Below are 20,420 nucleotides of genomic sequence, written 5' to 3'. Positions count from 1 at the left end.
CAAGATAGACGTGGTTTAAATGCCATGAAAAATTAAGTCAAAGGGCTTTTATTGATTCCCTTTAGCCTAAACTTAGCCAGTTCGCGCATTTTCCTAATAGACATCTCCAGAAATTAGATATGCGTAACCTGAAACCCCTGTAGAGACGCGAAATTTCGCGTCTCTACATTCATTATCGGAGATGTCTAATGTTTAAGTTAATCGCTACTGCGGCTCGCGCACATATACCGGATGACATAAATAATAATAATAAGGTAATATTTATCCTTAAAATTCAACGTCTTCTCGCTCTTGTGCTGTAATTTCAATTTTATCAGCACCTTTTGCTGCCCAAAACATTGTATCAATACACTTAGCAAGTTGTTCAATAGTCGGTGCTTCAAACAAATTACGTACAGTTACATCTATTTGAAAGGTATCTCGGATTCGGGAAATTAACTGAGTAGCTAGTAGAGAATGACCCCCTAATTCAAAGAAATTGTCATGAACGCCTATCTGCTCTTTTCCCAGGACTTTAGCCCAAATTTCTGTAAGTAACTCTTCAACTTGCGATCGCGGTGCCACATAATCATATTTATCGAAAGTTACTATATCGGGTCTAGGTAAAGCACGACGGTCTACTTTGCCATTAGCTGTTAATGGTATTGATTCCATTACCACATATGCTCTTGGCACCATGTATTCTGGTAACTTTTCTTTCAGGAAATCGCGCAATATAGATGTAATTTTTGATACTTGTTCTCTATTAATAACAATATAAGCTACCAAATACTTGTTATCAGGTATATCCTCATCAGCAATAACTACTGTTTCTCTCACTGCTGGATGTTCACTCAAAACCGCTTCAATCTCTGATAATTCAATGCGGAATCCACGAATTTTTACTTGATTATCAATCCGTCCTAAAAATTCAATATTGCCATCTGGTAAATAGCGGGCTAAATCACCTGTTTTATAAAGTCGTGTTTTTGAATTATTAGTAAAATAATTTGTAATAAAGTATTCAGTAGTTAATGCCGTATGATTGAGATATTCTCGTGCCAAACCATCACCACTAATATATAATTCACCAGTAACGCCAATAGGCAAAGGTTGTAAATGGGTATCTAATATATAAATTTGTGTATTAGCGATCGGGCGACCAATGGGAATAAATACAGATGTTTCTGGTAATTCTGGAATATAATAATAAGATGAAAATGTTGTATTTTCCGTAGGTCCATAAACATGAAGTAAATGCTTTGGCGCACCATACTTGATAATTTTTTTAACCCATCTTATATTAACAGTCTCGCCACCAAATAGTAAATATCGCAATGAAGCAAAAGCTTGCGGAATATCTCTAGCAATCTGTTGAAATAAAGCTGTTGTCAAAAACAAAACACTAATTTGTTTTTGCTGTAGCTGTAATGCAAATTCATCAGGCGAAAGGATTACATCTTTACTAATACCCACAAGTTGAGCGCCGTTAAGTAGCGCTCCCCAAATCTCGAATGTCGCTGCATCAAAAGAAGTGTTTGAGGCTTGGGCGATTTTATCTGATGGTGACAATTTTATATAGTTTGTATTGCACACTAACCGATTTACAGCTTTGTGAATTATAGCTACTCCCTTGGGTTTACCTGTAGAGCCAGAAGTGTAAATAACATAAGCTAAATTTTGAGATGTAACGCTACTTTCAAGGTTATTTTTATTTTCTTGAGTAATAATTTCCCAGTCTTTATCTATGCAAATAATTGGATTTAAGAAGCATTCAAAAGACTTTAGCAACTTTTCTTGTGTCAGCAATACTGAAACCTGTGCATCTTCCAGCATAAACTTTAGGCGTTCTTGAGGATAGCTGGAATCTAAAGGTAGATATGCTCCTCCTGCTTTCAAAATGCCTAATAAGCCTACTATCATTTCTATAGACTGTGAAATGCAAATACCTACTAAAATTTCTGACACTACCCCGATTTTTTGTAAGTATTGTGCTAGTTGATTGCTGCGATTATTTAACTCTTGATAAGTGAGTTGCTCGTTACCAAAGATTACTGCTATACAATTAGGATGATGCTGTACCTGTTCTTCAAACAATTGATGGATACACTTATCATGAGGATAATTTACATTAGTATTATTCCATTCCACTAATACCTGATGTAGCTCCGCTTCACTTAATAGTGGTAAATTTTCAATGCATTGTTCTGGATTAGCGACAATGCTTGACAACAGAGTTTTAAAATGTTCCAGCATCCGGCTGATGGTAGCTTTCTCAAACAAATCTGTGTTGTAAACTATTAAACCACGGAGTCCTTCAGAATACTCCCAGTTTGCACCCCATAAGCTCCTAAAATCATCAGAACACTTCCATAGGTGTAGTTCTAAGTCAAAGCGCGTTTTTTTTAAATCAATATTCATAAAGCTAGGCACTAATCCAGCCAGTTCTAGTGCCGACATTGGCGCATTTTGCAAGCTAAATACTACTTGAAATAACGGATGATGGCTCAAATTCCGTTCTGGATGCAGTTCTTCAACTAGCTTGTCAAATGGCAAATCTTGCTGGCTATAAGCTCCTAGTGTTACCTCTCGGACTCTGTGTAAAAGTTCTCTAAAAGTTGGGTTTCCAGATAAATTGCTGCGTAGTACTAAAGCATTGACAAAAAAACCGATTAGTCCCTCAATTTCGGTGTGATTACGGTTAGCAATTGGCGAACCTACCGCAATATCTTCTTGATATGTGTAGCGGTAGAGCAAAGTTTTAAATGCTGCCAGCAACGTCATAAAAAAGGTAACTCCTTGTTGCTGCGAAAGCTTTTCTAGTGCATCAGTTAGCTTTTTTGGTAACTCAAAAAATTGTGTTGCTCCTTGATAGCTTTGTATAGCTGGTCTTAGTTTGTCGGTAGGCAAATGCAGCATAGAAATACCATTTAATTGCTGCTGCCAATAAGTTAATTGCGTTTGCAGTACTTCTCCTTGCAGCCACTCGCGCTGCCAGTGGGCAAAATCAGCGTACTGAAGAGGCAGTTCTAATAGAGGGGAAGGCTGGTTTTGTGCAAAAGCTGTGTATAGTGTTCCCAGTTCCCGAATCAGCACCCCAATAGACCAATCGTCGCAGATAATGTGGTGCATATTCAGTAATAGAATATATTCTGTCTTGGAAAGCACAAGCAACTTCACTCGCAGCAATGGCCCGGAGGATAAATTGAAGGGATCTTCTATCTCTGCGTTAATAATGTTGTTTACTTCAACCTCCCTTTTACCATCTGGCAGTAGCTGGAGGTCTAATACAGAAATAGGTATTGTTAAGCTGGGTGCGTTAGCGCAGCTTTCCGCAGGAATCGCCTGTAGAGGTTGCCCATCTAATACTATAAATGTCGTGCGTAAGGTTTCATGGCGACGCACAATTTCGTTAAAAGTCTGCTCCAGTGCCGTTAAATTAAGTGAACCTGTTAAGCGAATTACTGTCGGCACATTATAAATAGTATTGTTAGGGATCAATTGGTCGAGGAACCATAACCGTTGTTGGGCAAAAGATACTGGAAAGACGAAAACCTCTTCAGAAGACATATAGCAATCCTAAATCATTCATGAAAATCTCTCTTTATTCTCTCTGCGTCTCTCTTACCTCTGCGGTTTGTTATAAAAAATTATTTATGTAAGGATTCAACGTAAAAGCCAAGCACCGTTACGATAAACGCAAGCGGGTTGGGCAAATTAAACGGTCAATTACAATGTTGAGCAACTCGTTTAAGTGATAAATATAGCATCACCGTGGTCGGGTAGGAGGACTATATCGCTATAATCCCGCCCCCTCAGAACTGGACGTGCGCCTTGCAACGCATCCGGCGATAAGATTGTCATAAACTAGGGATTGTCCCAGAATGTATTTGCTGAGACCTCTATTTTGCTTAGTCGAACGGAGTTTGGAATCCGCCAAATTCTCTTAAATAAGTGAGAATAGAAGTGCCATTTTCATCTTGAGAAACCTGGTTATTCAGCAGGAGTTGGACAACCCCTCCTTCGCCACGCAGATGAGCAGCTGCAAGAATTGCAGATATTGTGATAACGACTCCTCCTCGTTGTTGTCCGATAAATTGTCTTACGGAGAGTCCATTCTGTCCAAGTTGACTGTTGATTCGATTTAAGTTCAATGCGAAAGCTTCTTGAATAGCCGCTTCTTGCACATTATTCTGATTATTTAAAAAATCTTGCTTGCTATTAACACCATTTTTTCCTGTCCACCTACCCTGCCACTCATTTCTACTAGCACCATTGCCATAATAAAAATTAGCTTGATAGTATCCAAGATCAATTAATAGAGCTTCACCAAATTGATACTTGCCAATAAAACCCAACTGGTTCTCAATATTATAAGGTGGATTTTCTTGTCCTGTTTCTCTTCGTCCTAAGGCTAGTAGCATATCCTGAAAACTACCCCTGCTACCACTATTGGACTGAGATTGATTGGCTTCAGGTATAAGAAGTACCATTCCTACCGTGAGCTGAGTAGGATCAGACCCAATTACAGACCGATTAGCTTCATAAATTCTTCTCCACGAAGCTTCACTACCATCACCATAAAATCTCTCAGCAATATTTGATAAAAAATCACCAGGTGCGACTGTATATGTTATATTTCCCTGCTGTGCTTGTGCAACATCATCATTTTTTTGGAAAATAGCATCGCTCAATTCAGGTAATAAAAATGATGCAGTTAAAGATGAAAAAATCACTATTCCAATAGCGGAAAAATTCTTGATTCTGTGTGTGAATGTTTTTATTTTGAAGAATGAAGTCATATAATTTTGTAGTGAATAGGTTTGTGATTACTACGAACGTAGCTTTTGATTGTGAGAATTTCTGTTGAGGAGAAGAAGTAAATCAAGTTAATTGGTTGTTTTTCTTACTTATATTTTGAAATCAATACAAGTCCAATTAACTTATACACTTGTCTAAGTCAAATACAAGTTAAGTAATGGGCGTTTTGTAGCGTAACTATTTATTGTTACAGCTATGGTTAATTTTACTCATTTCAACCCATATTTGCAACCGACTTTTTTTACATCTCGTAAAAATCAGAATGTTTATACTGCCAAAAAACAGTCTAGAGGCAATAGTAAACCATTATCACTACTATACACTTATATAAGTCACTACCGATAAGCTACCTCTTGGTAGGAATATAAGCAGGTGGTGCTGTAGAGCAAACGCATTTAAATTACTCTTGCTCACAACCAACGTTAAGAGGAAACACTCTTTACATTAACTATATTTATCAAAATTAAACTAGAATACAAGAGGAAAAAGTCAGGTAAATATTTTATATAAAATTGAGTATACAATTCATCAAAAAATAAAAAATCAGGATTTATAGGTGAAAAATTTAAAAAAATAGGAATAAATCAGGTTCAAATAGTTTCCTCGCTTGAATAGAGGCGAGAGTAGTGCAGGCACGATTTTTCCCGGAATGGGAAAAGCGATCGCGGTAGGTGTATGAGTTCAGCTTTATGAATTGCTATATTAATCCATCCTTATTTTAAAGTTTGTGCTTTCTCAATACAGGCTCTTAACTGTGCGGCGAGAACCTGAATATGGGGTTTTCTCAGCATGGTTAGGTGATTGCCAGGAATATGATGAATTTCCGTTCCTTCCACAGCTAACTGATCCCAACCCATACTCGGCTCTGGCTCAGTAACGTTTAACTGAACTCTTGTTCTGAAAAGATTAATTCGCTTAGGGTAGACTTGCGGAATGTAGTTGAGAACTGCTTGGCTATTGGCATAAAAGACACGAAGCATAGGGACAATTGCCGACTCACTTAAAAGTCTTAACTTGGATTCTTCAGATATAAGGTTGACTGTGGCATCCTCCTTTTGGGTGAAGTGCGAGAACAGATTTTTTTGGAGCGATCGCCTTAGCGACTCCTTTTGGGAGTATCGCATCAACTGCTGAAAATTATAAAATCGAGAAGTTAAACTCTTAATTTGCTTTTTACTAGGAGCAGTAATTAGATACAAATAATCGAGGAAAAAAGGCCACATATATGGCACTACTGTAGTAAAAATAAACTTTAAAGCATTACTCAAAGAAGGTAGATTGCTCTTAATTGGCGCTACAGTATCAAGCACAGCAAGTAGAGCTACTTCTTCCCCAGAATTTTCAAGTTGTTGAGCCATCTCAAAAGCAACCCATCCTCCGAAAGACCAACCTCCGATAAAATAAGGGCCTTTCGGTTGTACTGAGCGCAATGCTTCAATGTATTGGCTAGCTATATCCTCAATGCGGGTTAGTGGGGTTTCTCCATCAATTCCAATAGGTTGTAGTCCATAAAATGGTTGATTTTCCCCCAATTGATGAGCTAATTCATAATAAGGGAAGACAACACCAAAGATTGGATGAACGCAGAAGAAAGGTGGATTTGAGCCATTTGCTTGAATTGTAACCAAAGGAGACCACGCCAGAGAATCTGTTTTAGAAGATAGAGAAATGGCTAAATTTTCAATTGTTTGATTTAAAAACAGGTTAGATAAGGGTAAATCACGCTCAAACTGTTTGTTTATCTGGTCTAATAAACGTATAGCCAGCAGCGAATTACCTCCCAAATCGAAAAAGTTGTCATGAATTCCTACATTCTCAACCTTAAGTACTTCAGCCCAGATTTTTACCAAGGTTGACTCAGTTGGAGTACGAGGAGCAATAAAGGTTTTATCTATTAAGTGGCTGTGAGGATCAACTGCTTTTAGTGCATAACGATCGACTTTGCCATTAGCTGTTAACGGCAGAGAATCCAGAATTACAAAAGCTTTTGGTATCATGTATTCTGGTAATTTTTCTTTTAAAAATTGGCGTAGTTCAATAATTGTTTGCTCTGGCGGTGACTTAGAAACAATGTAAGCTACTAAATGCTTGTTATCATATAGATTACCTTGAGCAATTACAATTGCTTTTTCTACATTATTATGCTGGCTTAGAACTGTTTCAATTTCTGACAACTCAATGCGGAAGCCGCGAATTTTTACTTGATTATCGATACGTTCTAAAAATTCGATATTACCGGATAATTGGTATCTGGCTAAATCACCCGTCTTGTAAAGCCTTGCTCCTTTATTACCATTAAAAAGATTGGGAATAAACTTTTTGCCAGTTAATTCAAGACAGTTTAAGTAGCCTCGTGCAAGTCCATCACCAGCGATGTATAATTCACCTAAAATTCCAATTGGTACAGGTTGTAAATGCTTATCTAATATATAAATTTCAGTGTTAGCAATTGGGCGACCTATAGGCGGTTTTTCACTCACAGATTTAATTTCGGCAACAGTACACCAAACGGTTGCTTCAGTAGGGCCGTAAGCGTTAAAGAACCTACGGCTAGGACTCCACCAACGTTTTACTATATCCTCAGAACATGATTCGCCTGCACAAATAATTGTTTGTAATGCAGGGAGTGATTCTGTAGGTAAAACGGCCAAAAGCGCAGGTGTAAGGGTAACGTGGGTAATAGATTTTTCGCGTAAAAATTGGAGCAAAGCTTTTCCAGAGATAAGGCATTCTTTATTTGTTAAATAAAGGGTTGCTCCTATTCCCAATGCCATTACAATCTCAAAAATTGAGGCATCGAAACTCAATGATGCGAATTGCAGAATGCGGTTACTCGGTTGTAAGTTAAAAACCTCAATCTGATCTGCTACCAAATTAGACAGCCCTCGGTGTTCTATTAAAACGCCTTTTGGCTGCCCTGTTGAGCCAGAGGTGTAGATGACATAAGCTAAGTTTTCAAGTGTTACGCAACTGTTTGGGTTTTCTCGGCTATGCTGTGTAATAGCTGCCCAATCTTTATCTATACTAATAATTGGATTTGAGAATTCTGTAAAATGCTGAAGTAAATTTTCTTGTGTTAGCAATACAGAAACCTGTGCATCTTCTAACATAAATTTAAGACGCTCTTGAGGATAGCTGGGATCTAAAGGTAGGTATGCGCCACCAGCTTTGAAGATGCCTAATATGGCGATTATCATTTCTGGCGATCGCTCCATACAAATACCAACTAAATATTCAGTTTTTACACCTATTTTTTTAAGATAATCTGCCAGTTGGTTACTGCGTATATTTAACTCTTTGTAGCTAAGTTGTTGATTACCAAATACTAGTGCGCTCGCGGAGCGTGCATCTATCGCAGTCGCATCAGGACTTTTTTCCACCTGTGTTTCAAATAACTGATGAAAACACTTACTATTTGGGTAACTTTTCTTAGTGTCATTCCAATCAATTAATAACTGCTGTCGTTCTCTTTCAGTAAGCAAAGCTAAATCTGAAATACGCTGTTTTGGATTGGCGACAATACTTTCTAACAGTATTTGGAAATGCCCCAGCATTCGCGTAATGGTGCTTTGATCAAATAAATCAGTACTATACTCCACTTGTCCTTTCAGAGTTTCCAAGTCTCGCCACAGATGGAACTCTAAATCAAGCTTTGCAATTTTGCTGTCGAAGTCGAATAACGAAAGCTTTAACCCAGGTAACTCTAGCGCTTCAATGGGAGTATTTTGTAAGCTAAATACGACCTGAAATAAGGGATGGCGGCTCAAATCTCGCTCTGGGTGAAGTTCCTCCACCAGCTTTTCAAAGGGCAAATCCTGATGGCTGTATGCTCCTAAAGTTACCTCTCGCACTCGATTTAATAATTCTTGAAACGTCGGGTTCCCTGATAAATCGGTACGTAGCACCAAACTATTGACAAAAAAACCAATTAACCCTTCTAGTTCGCTACGGTTGCGATTAGCGATCGCTGAACCTACTACAATATCCTCTTGCTGCGTGTAGCGATAGAGCAAAGTCTGAAACGCTGCAAGCAAAATCATGAATAAGGTTACATCTTCTTGGTAGCTAAGTGCCTCTAGCGCTTGAGTTAAGGAGTGTGGTAGTTCTAGAAATTGTTTTGCACCCCTATAGGTTGGAACTGCTGGCCTTACTCGGTCGGTAGGAAGATTCAGCATCGAAATCCCGTCTAATTGCTTTTGCCAATAAGCTAACTGCATTTCTAAAGGCGAACAACCATTTTCCCCCACTGTTTGCAGCCAGTCCCGTTGCCATTGGGCGAAATCTGCATACTGAATGGGTAGTTCTGGCAGAAGCGTAGACATCAGACATGCTTTATCTTCTACAAAAGCTTTGTATAATACCCCCAGTTCTCTAATCAGTACCCCAATTGACCAGCCATCAGCAACAATGTGATGTAGACTTAGCAGCAGCACATATTCTGCTTCATCTACTTGTAGCAGCTTCACTCGCAGCAATGGCCCAGTGGTGAGATTGAAAGGATGTTGAGCCTCTGCGGTTGCAATTTGGCGTACTTGTGTCTCACGTTCTTGGTCGAAATCGCGTATATCTATTAGGGGAAGAGGTATGGTTAAGCTAGGTGCAATTACCTGCACTGGTTGCTGCTCTACTATCACAAACGTAGTGCGTAAGGTTTCGTGACGACGCACAATTTCGTTAAATGTCTGCTTTAAGGCGGTAAAGTTGAGGGAACCTCTCAGGCAAAGTGCTGTTGACACATTGTAAAATGGATTGCCCCGTGCTAATTGGTCGAGAAACCACAATCGCTGCTGGGCGAAAGAAGTGGGGAAGACAAAAACCTCTGTTTCTTCAGAAAAATTCAGTTCATCATCTGTGAGGCTACTGAAAATATACTGGCTCATAACAATATCTTTGTTAAAAAAAGAGAAAGAGGATGAAGACAGAGGGCTGATGTTGTAAAGTTATTTATTCCACAACGATCGCGCATTCGCTAAAAGCAACCCATGTTTGACATCTTATCACTGTAAATCATCCTTGCTACTACATATAAATGCTACAACAATAACTCAATAAAAAATTGGCATCTATATTTTCACAAAAGATGTTTTAAGTAAATATACAGCTTGGTATAAATAAATTTATTCACTTTGGTAGATATAGATATTTGTGATTTTTTGTAACCTAAGAAAGGTAAAAATTTTGCAAATAAACTTGTTAGTAAATTTATGAGTCTAGCAAGAATAAGGACGATACCAAGATTTTGAGTTAATATAAAATCTTTATTATTGCCGAAAAGTGAAATAAGTTATTTTTATCCAGTTTTAAAAATTTTTAATGAGAAAGTAGTAATATTTAGTTAATTCAAATTTATTAGCCGATACCTTGAAATGAACTTCTAAAAATTACTATTAAACACATCTTCCAAATTTGTTATTAACACTAAAATTAGCTTTTGGTACTTAACTTATGTATGTAGCTATATGGCCTGGGAATGTATATCCCTTGGGTGCTAGTTGGGATGGCAAAGGTACCAACTTTGCTTTATTTTCCGAAAATGCAACAGGCGTAGAACTTTGTTTATTTGATGCTGATAATCATGAAATTCGCTTGCATTTAACAGAAAAAAATAATTTTGTTTGGCACGCTTATCTACCAGGAGTAGGTCCAGGGCAACGCTATGGATTTAGAGTACATGGGCCTTGGGCGCCAGAACTTGGTCATCGCTTTAACCCTAATAAACTACTAATTGATCCCTATGCTAAGGCAATTGATGGGGAAATTAGCGATAGTCCAGCTAATTTTGGCTACTCTTTAGATGCACCAGAACAAGACCTAGCTTTTTCTGATTTAGATAATGGCGAATTTATGCCGAAGTGTATTGTTGTCGATCAGTCTTTTGATTGGGGAGACGACAAACTACTTTCTATACCGTGGCACGAAACTATTATTTATGAAACTCATGTTAGAGGCTTTACTAAGCTACACCCAGAAATTCCAGAAGAATTACGTGGTACTTATGCAGGGCTGGCACATCCAGCCGCAATTCAATATCTTCAACAACTAGGAATCACATCTGTAGAATTGATGCCTGTGCATCACTTTTTATCCTCTCCAGGATTTCTGGTAGATAAAGGACTGAAAAACTATTGGGGTTACGATTCCATTAATTATTTGACACCCTACTCTGGTTACAGTGCTAGTGGCTCACTCGGAGAACAAGTCACCGAGTTTAAGCAGATGGTCAAAGACTTACACTCTGCTGGCATTGAAGTAATTTTAGATGTAGTTTATAACCACACTGGCGAAGGCAATCATTTAGGGCCAACATTGTCACTGCGAGGCATCGATAATGCTGTCTACTATCGCTTGATTAAAGATGATCCCCGTCACAACATGGACTTCACAGGCTGCGGCAACTCTCTGAATGTGCGTCATGCCCAAGTACTGAAGTTAATCATGGATAGCCTGCGCTATTGGGTAACAGAAATGCATGTTGATGGCTTTCGCTTTGACTTAGCTTCGGCATTAGCGCGAGAACTATATGAAGTAGATAATCTCGCAGCTTTTTTTGATATTATTCATCAAGATCCAGTTTTGGCAGATGTGAAACTGATTGCTGAACCTTGGGATTTGGGAGAAGGCGGTTATCAAGTTGGCAATTTTCCTTTACGTTGGTCTGAATGGAATGGCAGATATCGTGATACTGTCCGGGATTTTTGGCGTGGTGAAGATGATAGCCTCGGACAATTTGCTTATTGTTTTACTGGCAGCCCTGACCTTTACCAAGCAAACGGGCGTAATCCTAGTGCCAGTATTAATTTCATCACTGCTCATGATGGGTTCACGCTCAATGATTTGGTCAGCTACAACGAAAAGCATAATCAGGCTAACGGCGAAGATAGCCGGGATGGGGAAAGCCATAACCGCTCTTGGAATTGCGGTGTAGAAGGAGAAACCGATGACCCAAACGTAATCCGCTTACGCGAACGTCAGCGACGCAACTTTTTAGCAACTCTAATGCTGTCGCAAGGCGTACCCATGCTACTAGCAGGAGATGAAATTGGTTGCACTCAGAAGGGTAACAACAATGTCTACTGCCAAGATAATGAAATTTCCTGGCGTGATTGGAGTTTACAAAAGTCTAATTCCGAACTCCTAGATTTTAGCCGCGAACTCATTTGTTTTCGTCATCAGCATCCAGTATTTCGACGGCGGAAGTGGTTTCAAGGCCGTCCTATTCACGGTTTTGGGATCAGTGATATTGGTTGGTTTAATGAGGATGGCAGCGAAATGACTGAAAAGCAGTGGCTAGTTAGTTATGCCAAAGCTATGGAAATTTTCTTGAATGGCGAGGGCATTGTTACTCCTGGCCGCCGTGGTGAACGGATTATTGATGAGAGCTTTCTGGTATTTTTTAATGCTCACTACGAAACGATTGAGTTTGCCTTACCCAATGTTCTTAATAACAGGGAATGGGAAATAGTTATTGACACCAACGAACCTCGCTTTATTAGCCCAGGAAAATTAATTATGGGTGAGCAAACTGTGCCAGTTACAGACCGTTCTATCATGGTGTTACGTCGTCTTGCTTAGTAGCACAAAAATATCAAGTGTTATAGCCGTTTTCAGTTGGGTGCAATAGACTTATCTGAAAAGGCGAAATGCTTACTAGAGAATGGTTTTAGCGATTTTAACCAAGTGCGATCGCCTAACTGCCCAACGTAGCTGATCCCCAGTGCTTAGTAGACGCAACAATAAGACTTTGGGGGAATTACTCGAACTAAATTATCAGTTAGTGGTAAGGGCATGGCAGTGCCATGCCCCTACGAACATGGGGTCAAGTATAAATCAGTTTTTTGCTTGACCACTTTTTAATGCTTTGGGTGCTAGAGGTGAGGTGTCATAATGTGTTAACAAGTCAGCAGGCTCGTTGTAAATTGCGATCGCATTTTTTAATTGACCATCATCAAAACCACCGCAACGAAACGCAATCACGCCAACACCAGCTTTATTTGCAGACTCAATATCATAGGGAGTATCGCCCAGCATCACTACCTCGGATGGCTGCATCTTCAACTGACTCAAAGCAGCTTCCACAATATCTGGGGCAGGTTTAGAAGCTTCGGCATCGCTAGATGTTGCCGCCTCATCTTGACTGAGTAAATCATCAACTTGTGCAGCTTTGAGCAGCACTGACAGTTCTTGACTCGATGCTGAAGTAGCGATGATTAGACGCAACCCAACAGATAGCATCTTTAATATTAGTTGCCGCGCCCCACCGGCGGGAGTCAGATTTGCCCCAAACTTTTTGATGATCAGTTCTTTGCGTTTGTCGGCGATTTCCTTACCTTTTCCTTCTTCATCAGAAAGTCCTGGCGCAAATTTAGGAATAATCTGGTCGCCTCCCATGCCAATCAGTGGTCGAACTTGCTCAAACTCTACCTCATAGTCAAATGATGCAAATGCTTCTACCCAAGCTTGAGCATGGGCATCATTACTGATAACAAGCGTCCCATCTACATCCAAAATTACGCCCTGATATGCCATTGATAAATTTCCAGGTCACTTTACGCCTCTACACTACTAAAAAGTTGTTGCCATAACCTCTACCTTGGTTGTTACTTCCAATGGCAGAGTCAAACAAAGCGATCGCTTCTGGTTCAAGTTCGCGTATCTGTATCTGTGCAGCAGTAGCTTCTAAACGGTCAAGTTGACGAGCTGCCAACACAACATCATAGTTGTGACGGGCAAATAATAATCCTGTAGCTTTGCCAATTCCTTGCGATGCTCCTGTAATAATTGCTGTATTTGTCATAATGTCAGTTGCTTTTTCTTGTGCGTCTTAGAGGTTGTTTTAAACCGACATTCCGCACTTCAAAATGTCATACCTTCTTAATACTTCAATAAATGCTACAAAAAACTATTGTTTTAATTAAGTATTAACACTGCTATCTACTAGGCTTTTAGCGATCGCTATTCAACTACCATTTGCCCCATAACTGCAATATTAGCGTGCTACAAAGCGAAGTGCGGAATATGGGTTTAAAAATGGTACTTGAGGTATCCAAAACTTGAAATCCTCCTTAAAAAGGAAGTCCCAAATACCCCACCCCGCCAAAGCATCGGGGTGGGGATTCAAATTGTTTGATTTATGCAAAAGGTCTAATGCCAATTATTGCTGCGTTCTAAGTATTTTTCATTTGTATCACTAATTACATATAAACTTAACTTGGACAATTATTTATATATGCCTTCAAATACTCCATAGCTAGAGGCAAATATTTGGTAATAGAAGTAGCTTTGATAAAAGCAGAGTCAAAAAAATTATCTAGGCTTAATTTGCTATTGACTTTATAATGTATAAGAATCCTAAATCATTCGTAAAACAGAAAATCACTGGTAAGTTTAAAAATACCTACTTTTAGCCCCCTATTTATCAATTTTGATTGTTATAGGTAAAAACAACGGCTAATATATCAACACAGCGATAATGATTGATTTTGAACCTTGGGACAGATTATTGCGTCAGTATGTTGATCAACAGGGTCGTGTAGACTATGTTGCTTGGAAAAAGGAGCAACCCCAAGCAGTTGCAGATTGGTTGTCGAGCAAAAAAAATCTGGCTTTTAAATCTAATAGCGGCAATATCGAGCAATTAGCATTGTGGATCAACCTATACAATGCGTTCACCATTTCGACAATTTTAGAGAGATACCCCATAGAATCGATTCGTCCGCGAATTTTAGGGATTCCCAACTGGTTAGCTTTTTTGTGGTTTTTCCAACGTCGCACTTATTCTATCTTTGGGGAAAGTTACAGTTTAGCTGAAATTGAGAACTCTATTCTGCGGGACAAATTGCAGGAGCCACGAATTCATTTTGCGATCGTTTGTGCTTCAGTTGGTTGTCCTTTACTACGTTCGGGAGCTTACTTTCCTGAGCAAGTTATTCAGCAATTAGACGAAGATGCACGTCGTTTCATAAATAACCCTGAAAAAGTCCGTTATGACATGGAGAGTAAAACACTTTACTGTAATAAAATCTTCAAGTGGTATCGTCAAGATTTTTTAAAAGTTGTACCCTCCATTCCCGAATACATTCGCTCATACTTGAAAACAGACTATCCACTTAATGCTTCAACGCCGATATCCTATCTTCATTATGACTGGAGTTTAAATCAGCGAATATCTTGATAAAACTGTTTGAGATAATTTGCATCAACGCCAATCCCCCACAAAAACCCAATGTAAAGGTAAATTGCAGTTGCTTTGAAGCTACCCCATTTGGCTATGCGACGATCTGAGGATTGAACAATACGGTTCACCAGATAAATACGTCCTTTTTTAACTAATTTCAAGCATAAATCTCCATCCTCCATAATCGGCAATGCCTGATCAAATCCGCCACAATCCCAAAAATCAATCCGACGACAGAACATTACTTGATCTCCAAACAACAGACGCAATCCTCGAAAAAATAGGTGAGGTTTAAATAATAGTGGTGCGTAGTAAGTTTTTAGATAATTATGTAGAGAGATGCCCCAACGAGTTGTTTGAGATCCTGACATCAGAGAAATAAACCCCCCACAGGCAACGGTAGGTTCTGCGAGAGTCTTGTTAATGACGCTGATTAGATCATCTGGAACCCAAGTATCTGCATGAAGAAAGCAAAGAATATCTCCAGTTGCTGCTGATGCTCCATAGTTCATCTGAAGAGAACGCCCTGGCTGTTGGGATGAAAGAACTTGTACGTTCAAAGTTTGATTAAATGACTCAAAAATTTGCTTTGCAACTGTCAGCGTCTGATCTTCGCTGCCACCATCTACCACTATCACTTCAATTGCAGGAGGATTAAGTAAAGTCAGTTGGCGCAATGTCCGCCCTAAGTTAGTTGCTTCATTTAAAGTAGGAATGATAATCGAAACTTGAGACATACCGATTTAGTAGTTTTATTGTTATCTTTATTTTACTTGTTGATGTTGATATGCTTTAGCCCAAAGAGAAATCGGACAATGTTGAGACGTTTTATTAAAATTTCATAGAAAATATTTGTGATTAAAACCGTTGCTGTACTAATAATTAAAAACTTTGCTGCTATATCTAAATTCCATTGCACAACATAAAAAGATATCGCTACCAAAACTGTCTGATACAGCAAAAAAACTGGATAAGCTGCAAGGGTTGTATATTGCAATATCCTATTAGTAAATGATAGATATTGCTGACTTAGCCCAAGTAAGGCATCGCACCGTTTTTCCCCAACCTGACAAAATCGCATTGCTCCCTTTAAAATATTCCCATTAGCTATTACTTCCAGCTTCCCACCCTTCCAAGCTTGATAAATAGGAGCGAAAGTGTCCACGGGGATACTCCCGCAAAGCGCATTTCGCGCTTTATTCATGTTGCTAGTGTCGCCCTCCGGGTTCGCCAGTCCCTCTTTGTTGAGACAACAAGACTGGGCTGGCTCACTACGATAAACATCATAATGAGTTCGCCAATCATGGTAACGCCCATCTCTCCAAACTTTGGGCAATTCTCGTCCCTGGTGCTGTAACTTCACCTTTTTCTTAGAGGAAAAATACTCAGCTTGGCGTAGTTTACCGCCGTAGGCATCGCTGTTATTAATTTTGAGTTTGAAATTAATCAAAACTGGCCGTTTAAAGTCCTCCCAACTGCTGTAGCTTTCTCTTTCTCCAACTTCTAAAGTAAAGCCGCTAACTCCTTGACCTGTCCCAATAGCAGCTAAAATGTGCTCATCAGGGTAATGGTTCAGATTGCTGTTAATAGCACCAAGTTGCAGGTTAATTGGAGCGATCGCTAACCAAGTCTTTTCAACCTTGACAAACATTTTTCCTGCTTGTAACTCGATTTGTGCAGACTTGGGTAAGAAAAACTGGAACGGTGCAGGTTTATCATTCAACCAAATTGCAAGGTTTTGATACTGTGCAACAGCATTGTTACCAACCGAAGAAGTTGATATTTTGGTGGGGTCTGTTCCCGTCGCTGCGATGAAGTAGTCAATGCCCCGGTGTGAGTTGTAAGACATGAGCTTAAACCCGTTCCAATCCCCGCCGCTACCTTGTGCCAAAGTACCAAGCTGGAAGCTGTGGCCAAAATACAAAGTCTCATAAAACTGTGGCTGACTGTTTCTCCCAGGCAACGAATTTTCATACTGTGGTTTTGAGTTCAACAGTTCCAGTGGTTTAGTAAACTGTTTCCTTGCTAGTGCTACAGCTACGGCTGGTGGTCTGTAACTACTAGTGATGAGGTGAACTAAATCAGGATTTTGGTTAGTATCCTGCACTGGTGAATCCCCAAAGTACAAACCTAACGCCTGGGCTGCACCAGAACACCATACACAGTTACCCTCACTATAATCACGTTTGGATGGCCCCCCAAATCCACCAGGCCAATATTTCAAAGCACCAGTTACAGTAAACCAATCAAGGGCAGATTTTGCGATCGCTCTCACCTCTGAATCTTTAGCAAAGTCATACAGGTTAACGTAAGTGGTCAATCCCTGCCCTAAATAAGCCTCGCTATCCCATTCACCTTGACCAATTTGGTAGAGCGATCGCACCTTAACCTCTAACAAGTCCTTATATTTTTGTGGAATACTTCAAATACTCGTATTAAAAACCGCATCAAAGGAGAATGCAACCATCTGGCTTTTGACTGCTACACCGCCATGATGGAATGTGCGATCGCAATTAATACCCACGCTGTCACTCAATCAGCACTTAATATCAAGCCGCCTAAACTCTGGGCAGCAATAATCAAGGATCTTTCTCTAGCTTTTGAGTGGATAGAAAAAGATAACTATTCAGAAATAAATCAACGCCAACTAATACTAAATCTGGAAAATCCGACCATGAACAAGCTATTTTCCGCCCACACACCCGCGCTAACTACAATTATTCTGTTTTTCTCTGAAGTAAAAATTATTGCGAGGAAAATCAAAGAGGAGAAAGTAATTTATAGAGTTTAAAGTGAATTAAGAGAAAATCAGGAATTAATTGTGTCAAATGAAAACCAAGCTGGGAGATTTATTTTAGCCAATAATATTTTGGAGATGACAGAGTTAGAGTACCCAGACATTCTGAGAATATATAAACAACAGCAATCCTCAGAACGAGGATTTAGATTTATCAAAGATCCTTTATTTTTTGCAGATAGTCTTTTTGTGAAAAATCCCGAACGAGTGGAGACAATGATGAAATTACTCTTGATTACAACGAAGGTTAAGAACCAACGAAAAAATCAGGATTTCACGTTTAATTATTTTTTAATACCAATTCTATATGAGGGTGCATAGAACTATAGAATAGTGTGATAGTAAAAATTAAACACTGCTTGGCAAGCAATGGGACGCCCTTTTAACTTAGAAATCAGTGAGAGCGCTGAATATTTGTCTAAAAGTCTCAAGAAGGCTCGGACTGCTTTTGAGAAAGAACGGTTGCTTCTTCTGTGGTGGATAAAAACAGGACAAGCAACACAGCATCAGGAACTAAGCCGCATGTTGGGCAGAGATGGCTCAACGGTAACACGCTGGTTGCAAAAGTATCGACAAGGGGGACGTTTATTAAACGCCAGTTCAAAGGGGAAAGCTTCTCTAATTTACAAGAACTGCGCCAACGGGTTGAACATGAGTTAGCTCAAATGTCTTCTCTCGTAATCTCCTCTTTGACAAGTTATGATTTTATGCTCGAAGCTCTCTTTCATGAAGCTTTATTCTATGCATCTTCATAGAGAATTGGTATAAGCCCCAAAGCGATGCCTGCGGCGGGCTATGCCAACGCCTAAATTTTTAGCAATAAGCAAGATTTAATGACATTATTTTTTAGTCTATTGAGAATAGACTTTACTTATTGATATGATGCGGCCGCCCTGGGAGGTGGTTGGAAAAGTGCCAATACTGGTAACTCGCTAGCTACCTACCCTACCGCACGTCCGGTTCTAAACGGGAGGGGCGGGAGATAATACTCCCCCTCGACCTAACTCAATACCTTGAAGAGGGATTTGCAAGAAGTTTTCCACATACATAAAGTTATTATCAGATCCTGTATTTTGCCGATTTAACCCACAAACATTTAAATCAGCACTACTGGCAGCAGATAACTCTTCCGATAAGTCAGACAGGAACAAAACTTCTTGCGGTAGAACAAACAATTTCTGTGCAATGGTAAGGTAAGATTGACTTTGTATTTTGCTTCCTGTATTTGTATCAAAGTACATAGAGAATAAGGGGTTTAAATCCCCCATTAAAGTGTTTCCCAACAACAATTTCTGGGCAGCGATGGAGCCGGAAGAATAGACAGCTAGTGTTAAGCTTGCAGCGTACCAACGGTTAAGACATTCAACAGCATCAGGATACACGTGAGCCCTCAGTTTGCCACTGTCATACCCTTCTTTCCAGATCAACCCCTGTAGGGTTTTTAATGGAGTAATTTTGCGGTCTTCAGTATGCCAGATCATCAACTCGGTCAAACAACCTTCCACGTCAAGATGTGATTTGCCACTAATTTCTCTTACTTGTTGCAGGGTATGCTGAACAATCGGCCATTCTAAGTGATTACGCACCCAGTCTGGTAAATATTTTGCCGAGTATGGAAAAAGAATCTGATGAACAAAAGCAATATCGGTTGTGGTGCCCTCAATGTCAGTCAGAATAACTTTAAGCGGCGTACCTTGATAAGTAACTGTCATAGATTGGAAACTTTACTGCAATTAAATCGCTACTAAAATGCTCTATTGATAGTGAAGGATTTATCAAAAATACTTCTTCAAGAATAACTCTAATTTCTCCTTTGTAGCTACAGGAACCTTATCTATTGGAGTAAGAATTGCATACTTTAAAGCCGAGTGAGCATCTGAGGGGGGTGGATTTTCTTTTAGACGCCGTACTGTTTCCTGAATCACTTTCTGTGCATGCACTGCATTGCGTTTCAAATTGGCAATCACCATCTCAACTGTCACACTGGCATGGTCTGGATGCCAACAGTCATAATCAGTTACCATAGCTAATGTTGTATAAGCAATTTCTGCTTCTCTAGCTAACTTCGCCTCTGGCAAGTTGGTCATCCCAATCACAGTTGCTCCCCAACTACGGTGGAGATGCGACTCCGCTTTAGTCGAGAATGCTGGACCTTCCATGCAAACATAAGTACCACCGCGATGTAGGGTGACATCTGGTAAGTCCAGGCTAGCTATTGCATCCACTAAGACCTTAGCTAACTTATTACATACTGGATCGCCAAAAGTAATGTGAGCAACAATTCCTTCTCCGAAAAAGGTGGAAGTCCGATTCTTCGTCCGGTCAATAAACTGATCTGGTATTACCATGTCTAATGGTCTAACCTCTTCCTTAAGCGATCCAACAGCTGAAGCAGAAATCAAATACTCAACACCCAGATGTTTCATTGCATAGATATTGGCACGGAATGGTAATTCAGAAGGCAAGAGATTGTGATTGCGACCATGACGGGCAAGGAAGGCAACCCGCGTTTCTTCTAGGGTTCCCAGTATCAAAGCGTCAGAAGGTGAACCAAACGGTGTATCAACTTTCACTTCTTCCACATCTTTGAGCGTATCCATTTTGTATAAACCACTGCCACCAATAATCCCAATTTTTGCCTGAGCCATT

11 protein-coding genes and 3 pseudogenes are annotated in these 20,420 nt (G+C 39.6%); 5 read left to right on the top strand and 9 right to left on the bottom strand.

All coding sequences use genetic code 11. From position 1 onward, the window contains the following. Nucleotides 1–267: 267 nt before the first annotated feature. The 3 genes and pseudogenes from V7K32_RS15290 to V7K32_RS15280 form a co-directional block, all read right to left on the bottom strand. Nucleotides 268–3,549: pseudogene (locus V7K32_RS15290) on the bottom strand (non-ribosomal peptide synthetase); the annotation flags it as partial. A gap of 341 nt (nucleotides 3,550–3,890) precedes the next feature. Continuing rightward, nucleotides 3,891–4,781, bottom strand: a complete 891-nt coding sequence (locus V7K32_RS15285; RefSeq protein ID WP_334994584.1) for a LysM peptidoglycan-binding domain-containing protein — start codon at nucleotides 4,779–4,781, stop codon at nucleotides 3,891–3,893. 732 nt (nucleotides 4,782–5,513) lie between these two features. After that, nucleotides 5,514–9,680, bottom strand: coding sequence for a non-ribosomal peptide synthetase (locus tag V7K32_RS15280; RefSeq protein ID WP_334994582.1), 4,167 nt, complete (start codon nucleotides 9,678–9,680; stop codon nucleotides 5,514–5,516). 565 nt (nucleotides 9,681–10,245) lie between these two features. On the opposite strand from V7K32_RS15280, the gene glgX reads away from it, so the two are divergent. Then, complete coding sequence (gene glgX, locus V7K32_RS15275; protein WP_334994580.1) at nucleotides 10,246–12,372, top strand: glycogen debranching protein GlgX; 2,127 nt, start codon at nucleotides 10,246–10,248, stop codon at nucleotides 12,370–12,372. Nucleotides 12,373–12,627: 255 nt separating this feature from the next. Here glgX and V7K32_RS15270 read toward each other — a convergent pair whose 3' ends face one another. Both V7K32_RS15270 and V7K32_RS15265 read right to left on the bottom strand, forming a co-directional pair. Continuing rightward, nucleotides 12,628–13,326, bottom strand: a complete 699-nt coding sequence (locus V7K32_RS15270; RefSeq protein ID WP_334994578.1) for an HAD family hydrolase — start codon at nucleotides 13,324–13,326, stop codon at nucleotides 12,628–12,630. Nucleotides 13,327–13,453: 127 nt separating this feature from the next. After that, nucleotides 13,454–13,594, bottom strand: a pseudogene (locus V7K32_RS15265) (SDR family NAD(P)-dependent oxidoreductase); the annotation flags it as partial. Nucleotides 13,595–14,269: 675 nt separating this feature from the next. Between V7K32_RS15265 and V7K32_RS15260 the strand changes: the two are divergent. Beyond that, a complete protein-coding gene (locus tag V7K32_RS15260) occupies nucleotides 14,270–14,971 on the top strand; it encodes a DUF547 domain-containing protein (RefSeq protein WP_334994576.1) in 702 nt (233 codons plus the stop codon). Here V7K32_RS15260 and V7K32_RS15255 read toward each other — a convergent pair. Together V7K32_RS15255 and V7K32_RS15250 are read right to left on the bottom strand one after the other, a co-directional pair. After that, nucleotides 14,956–15,711 carry a TIGR04283 family arsenosugar biosynthesis glycosyltransferase gene (locus tag V7K32_RS15255; protein ID WP_334994574.1) on the bottom strand — a complete coding sequence of 252 codons (756 nt, stop codon included), beginning with the start codon at nucleotides 15,709–15,711 and terminating at the stop codon, nucleotides 14,956–14,958. The two genes, V7K32_RS15260 and V7K32_RS15255, sit on opposite strands and share 16 nt — an antisense overlap. Before the next feature lie 32 nt (nucleotides 15,712–15,743). Beyond that, nucleotides 15,744–17,372, bottom strand: coding sequence for a hypothetical protein (locus V7K32_RS15250; RefSeq protein ID WP_334994572.1), 1,629 nt, complete (start codon nucleotides 17,370–17,372; stop codon nucleotides 15,744–15,746). A 12-nt stretch (nucleotides 17,373–17,384) separates the two neighbouring features. Here V7K32_RS15250 and V7K32_RS15245 point away from each other — a divergent pair, with 12 nt between their 5' ends. The 3 genes and pseudogenes from V7K32_RS15245 to V7K32_RS15235 all read left to right on the top strand — a co-directional run bounded on the left by V7K32_RS15245 (nucleotide 17,385) and on the right by V7K32_RS15235 (nucleotide 18,431). After that, a complete protein-coding gene (locus V7K32_RS15245; RefSeq protein ID WP_334994570.1) occupies nucleotides 17,385–17,765 on the top strand; it encodes a hypothetical protein in 381 nt (126 codons plus the stop codon). 3 nt (nucleotides 17,766–17,768) lie between these two features. Continuing rightward, nucleotides 17,769–18,041: pseudogene (locus V7K32_RS15240) on the top strand (IS1634 family transposase); the annotation flags it as partial. Nucleotides 18,042–18,140: 99 nt separating this feature from the next. Continuing rightward, nucleotides 18,141–18,431, top strand: a complete 291-nt coding sequence (locus tag V7K32_RS15235; protein ID WP_334994566.1) for a helix-turn-helix domain-containing protein — start codon at nucleotides 18,141–18,143, stop codon at nucleotides 18,429–18,431. Nucleotides 18,432–18,733: 302 nt separating this feature from the next. Here V7K32_RS15235 and mtnC read toward each other — a convergent pair whose 3' ends face one another. Both mtnC and V7K32_RS15225 read right to left on the bottom strand, forming a co-directional pair. Next, complete coding sequence (gene mtnC, locus V7K32_RS15230; RefSeq protein ID WP_334994564.1) at nucleotides 18,734–19,483, bottom strand: acireductone synthase; 750 nt, start codon at nucleotides 19,481–19,483, stop codon at nucleotides 18,734–18,736. 63 nt (nucleotides 19,484–19,546) lie between these two features. Then, entirely contained in the window at nucleotides 19,547–20,419 is an 873-nt protein-coding gene (locus V7K32_RS15225) for an S-methyl-5'-thioadenosine phosphorylase (RefSeq protein WP_334994562.1), read from the bottom strand. Nucleotide 20,420: the final 1 nt, after the last annotated feature.

This window comes from Nostoc sp. (genome assembly GCF_036917635.1).
In the GTDB taxonomy this organism is placed as follows: Bacteria; Cyanobacteriota; Cyanobacteriia; order Cyanobacteriales; family Nostocaceae; genus Nostoc.
Note: the sequence above shows the minus strand (reverse complement) of the source record. Positions and strands in the feature narration are given on the sequence as shown.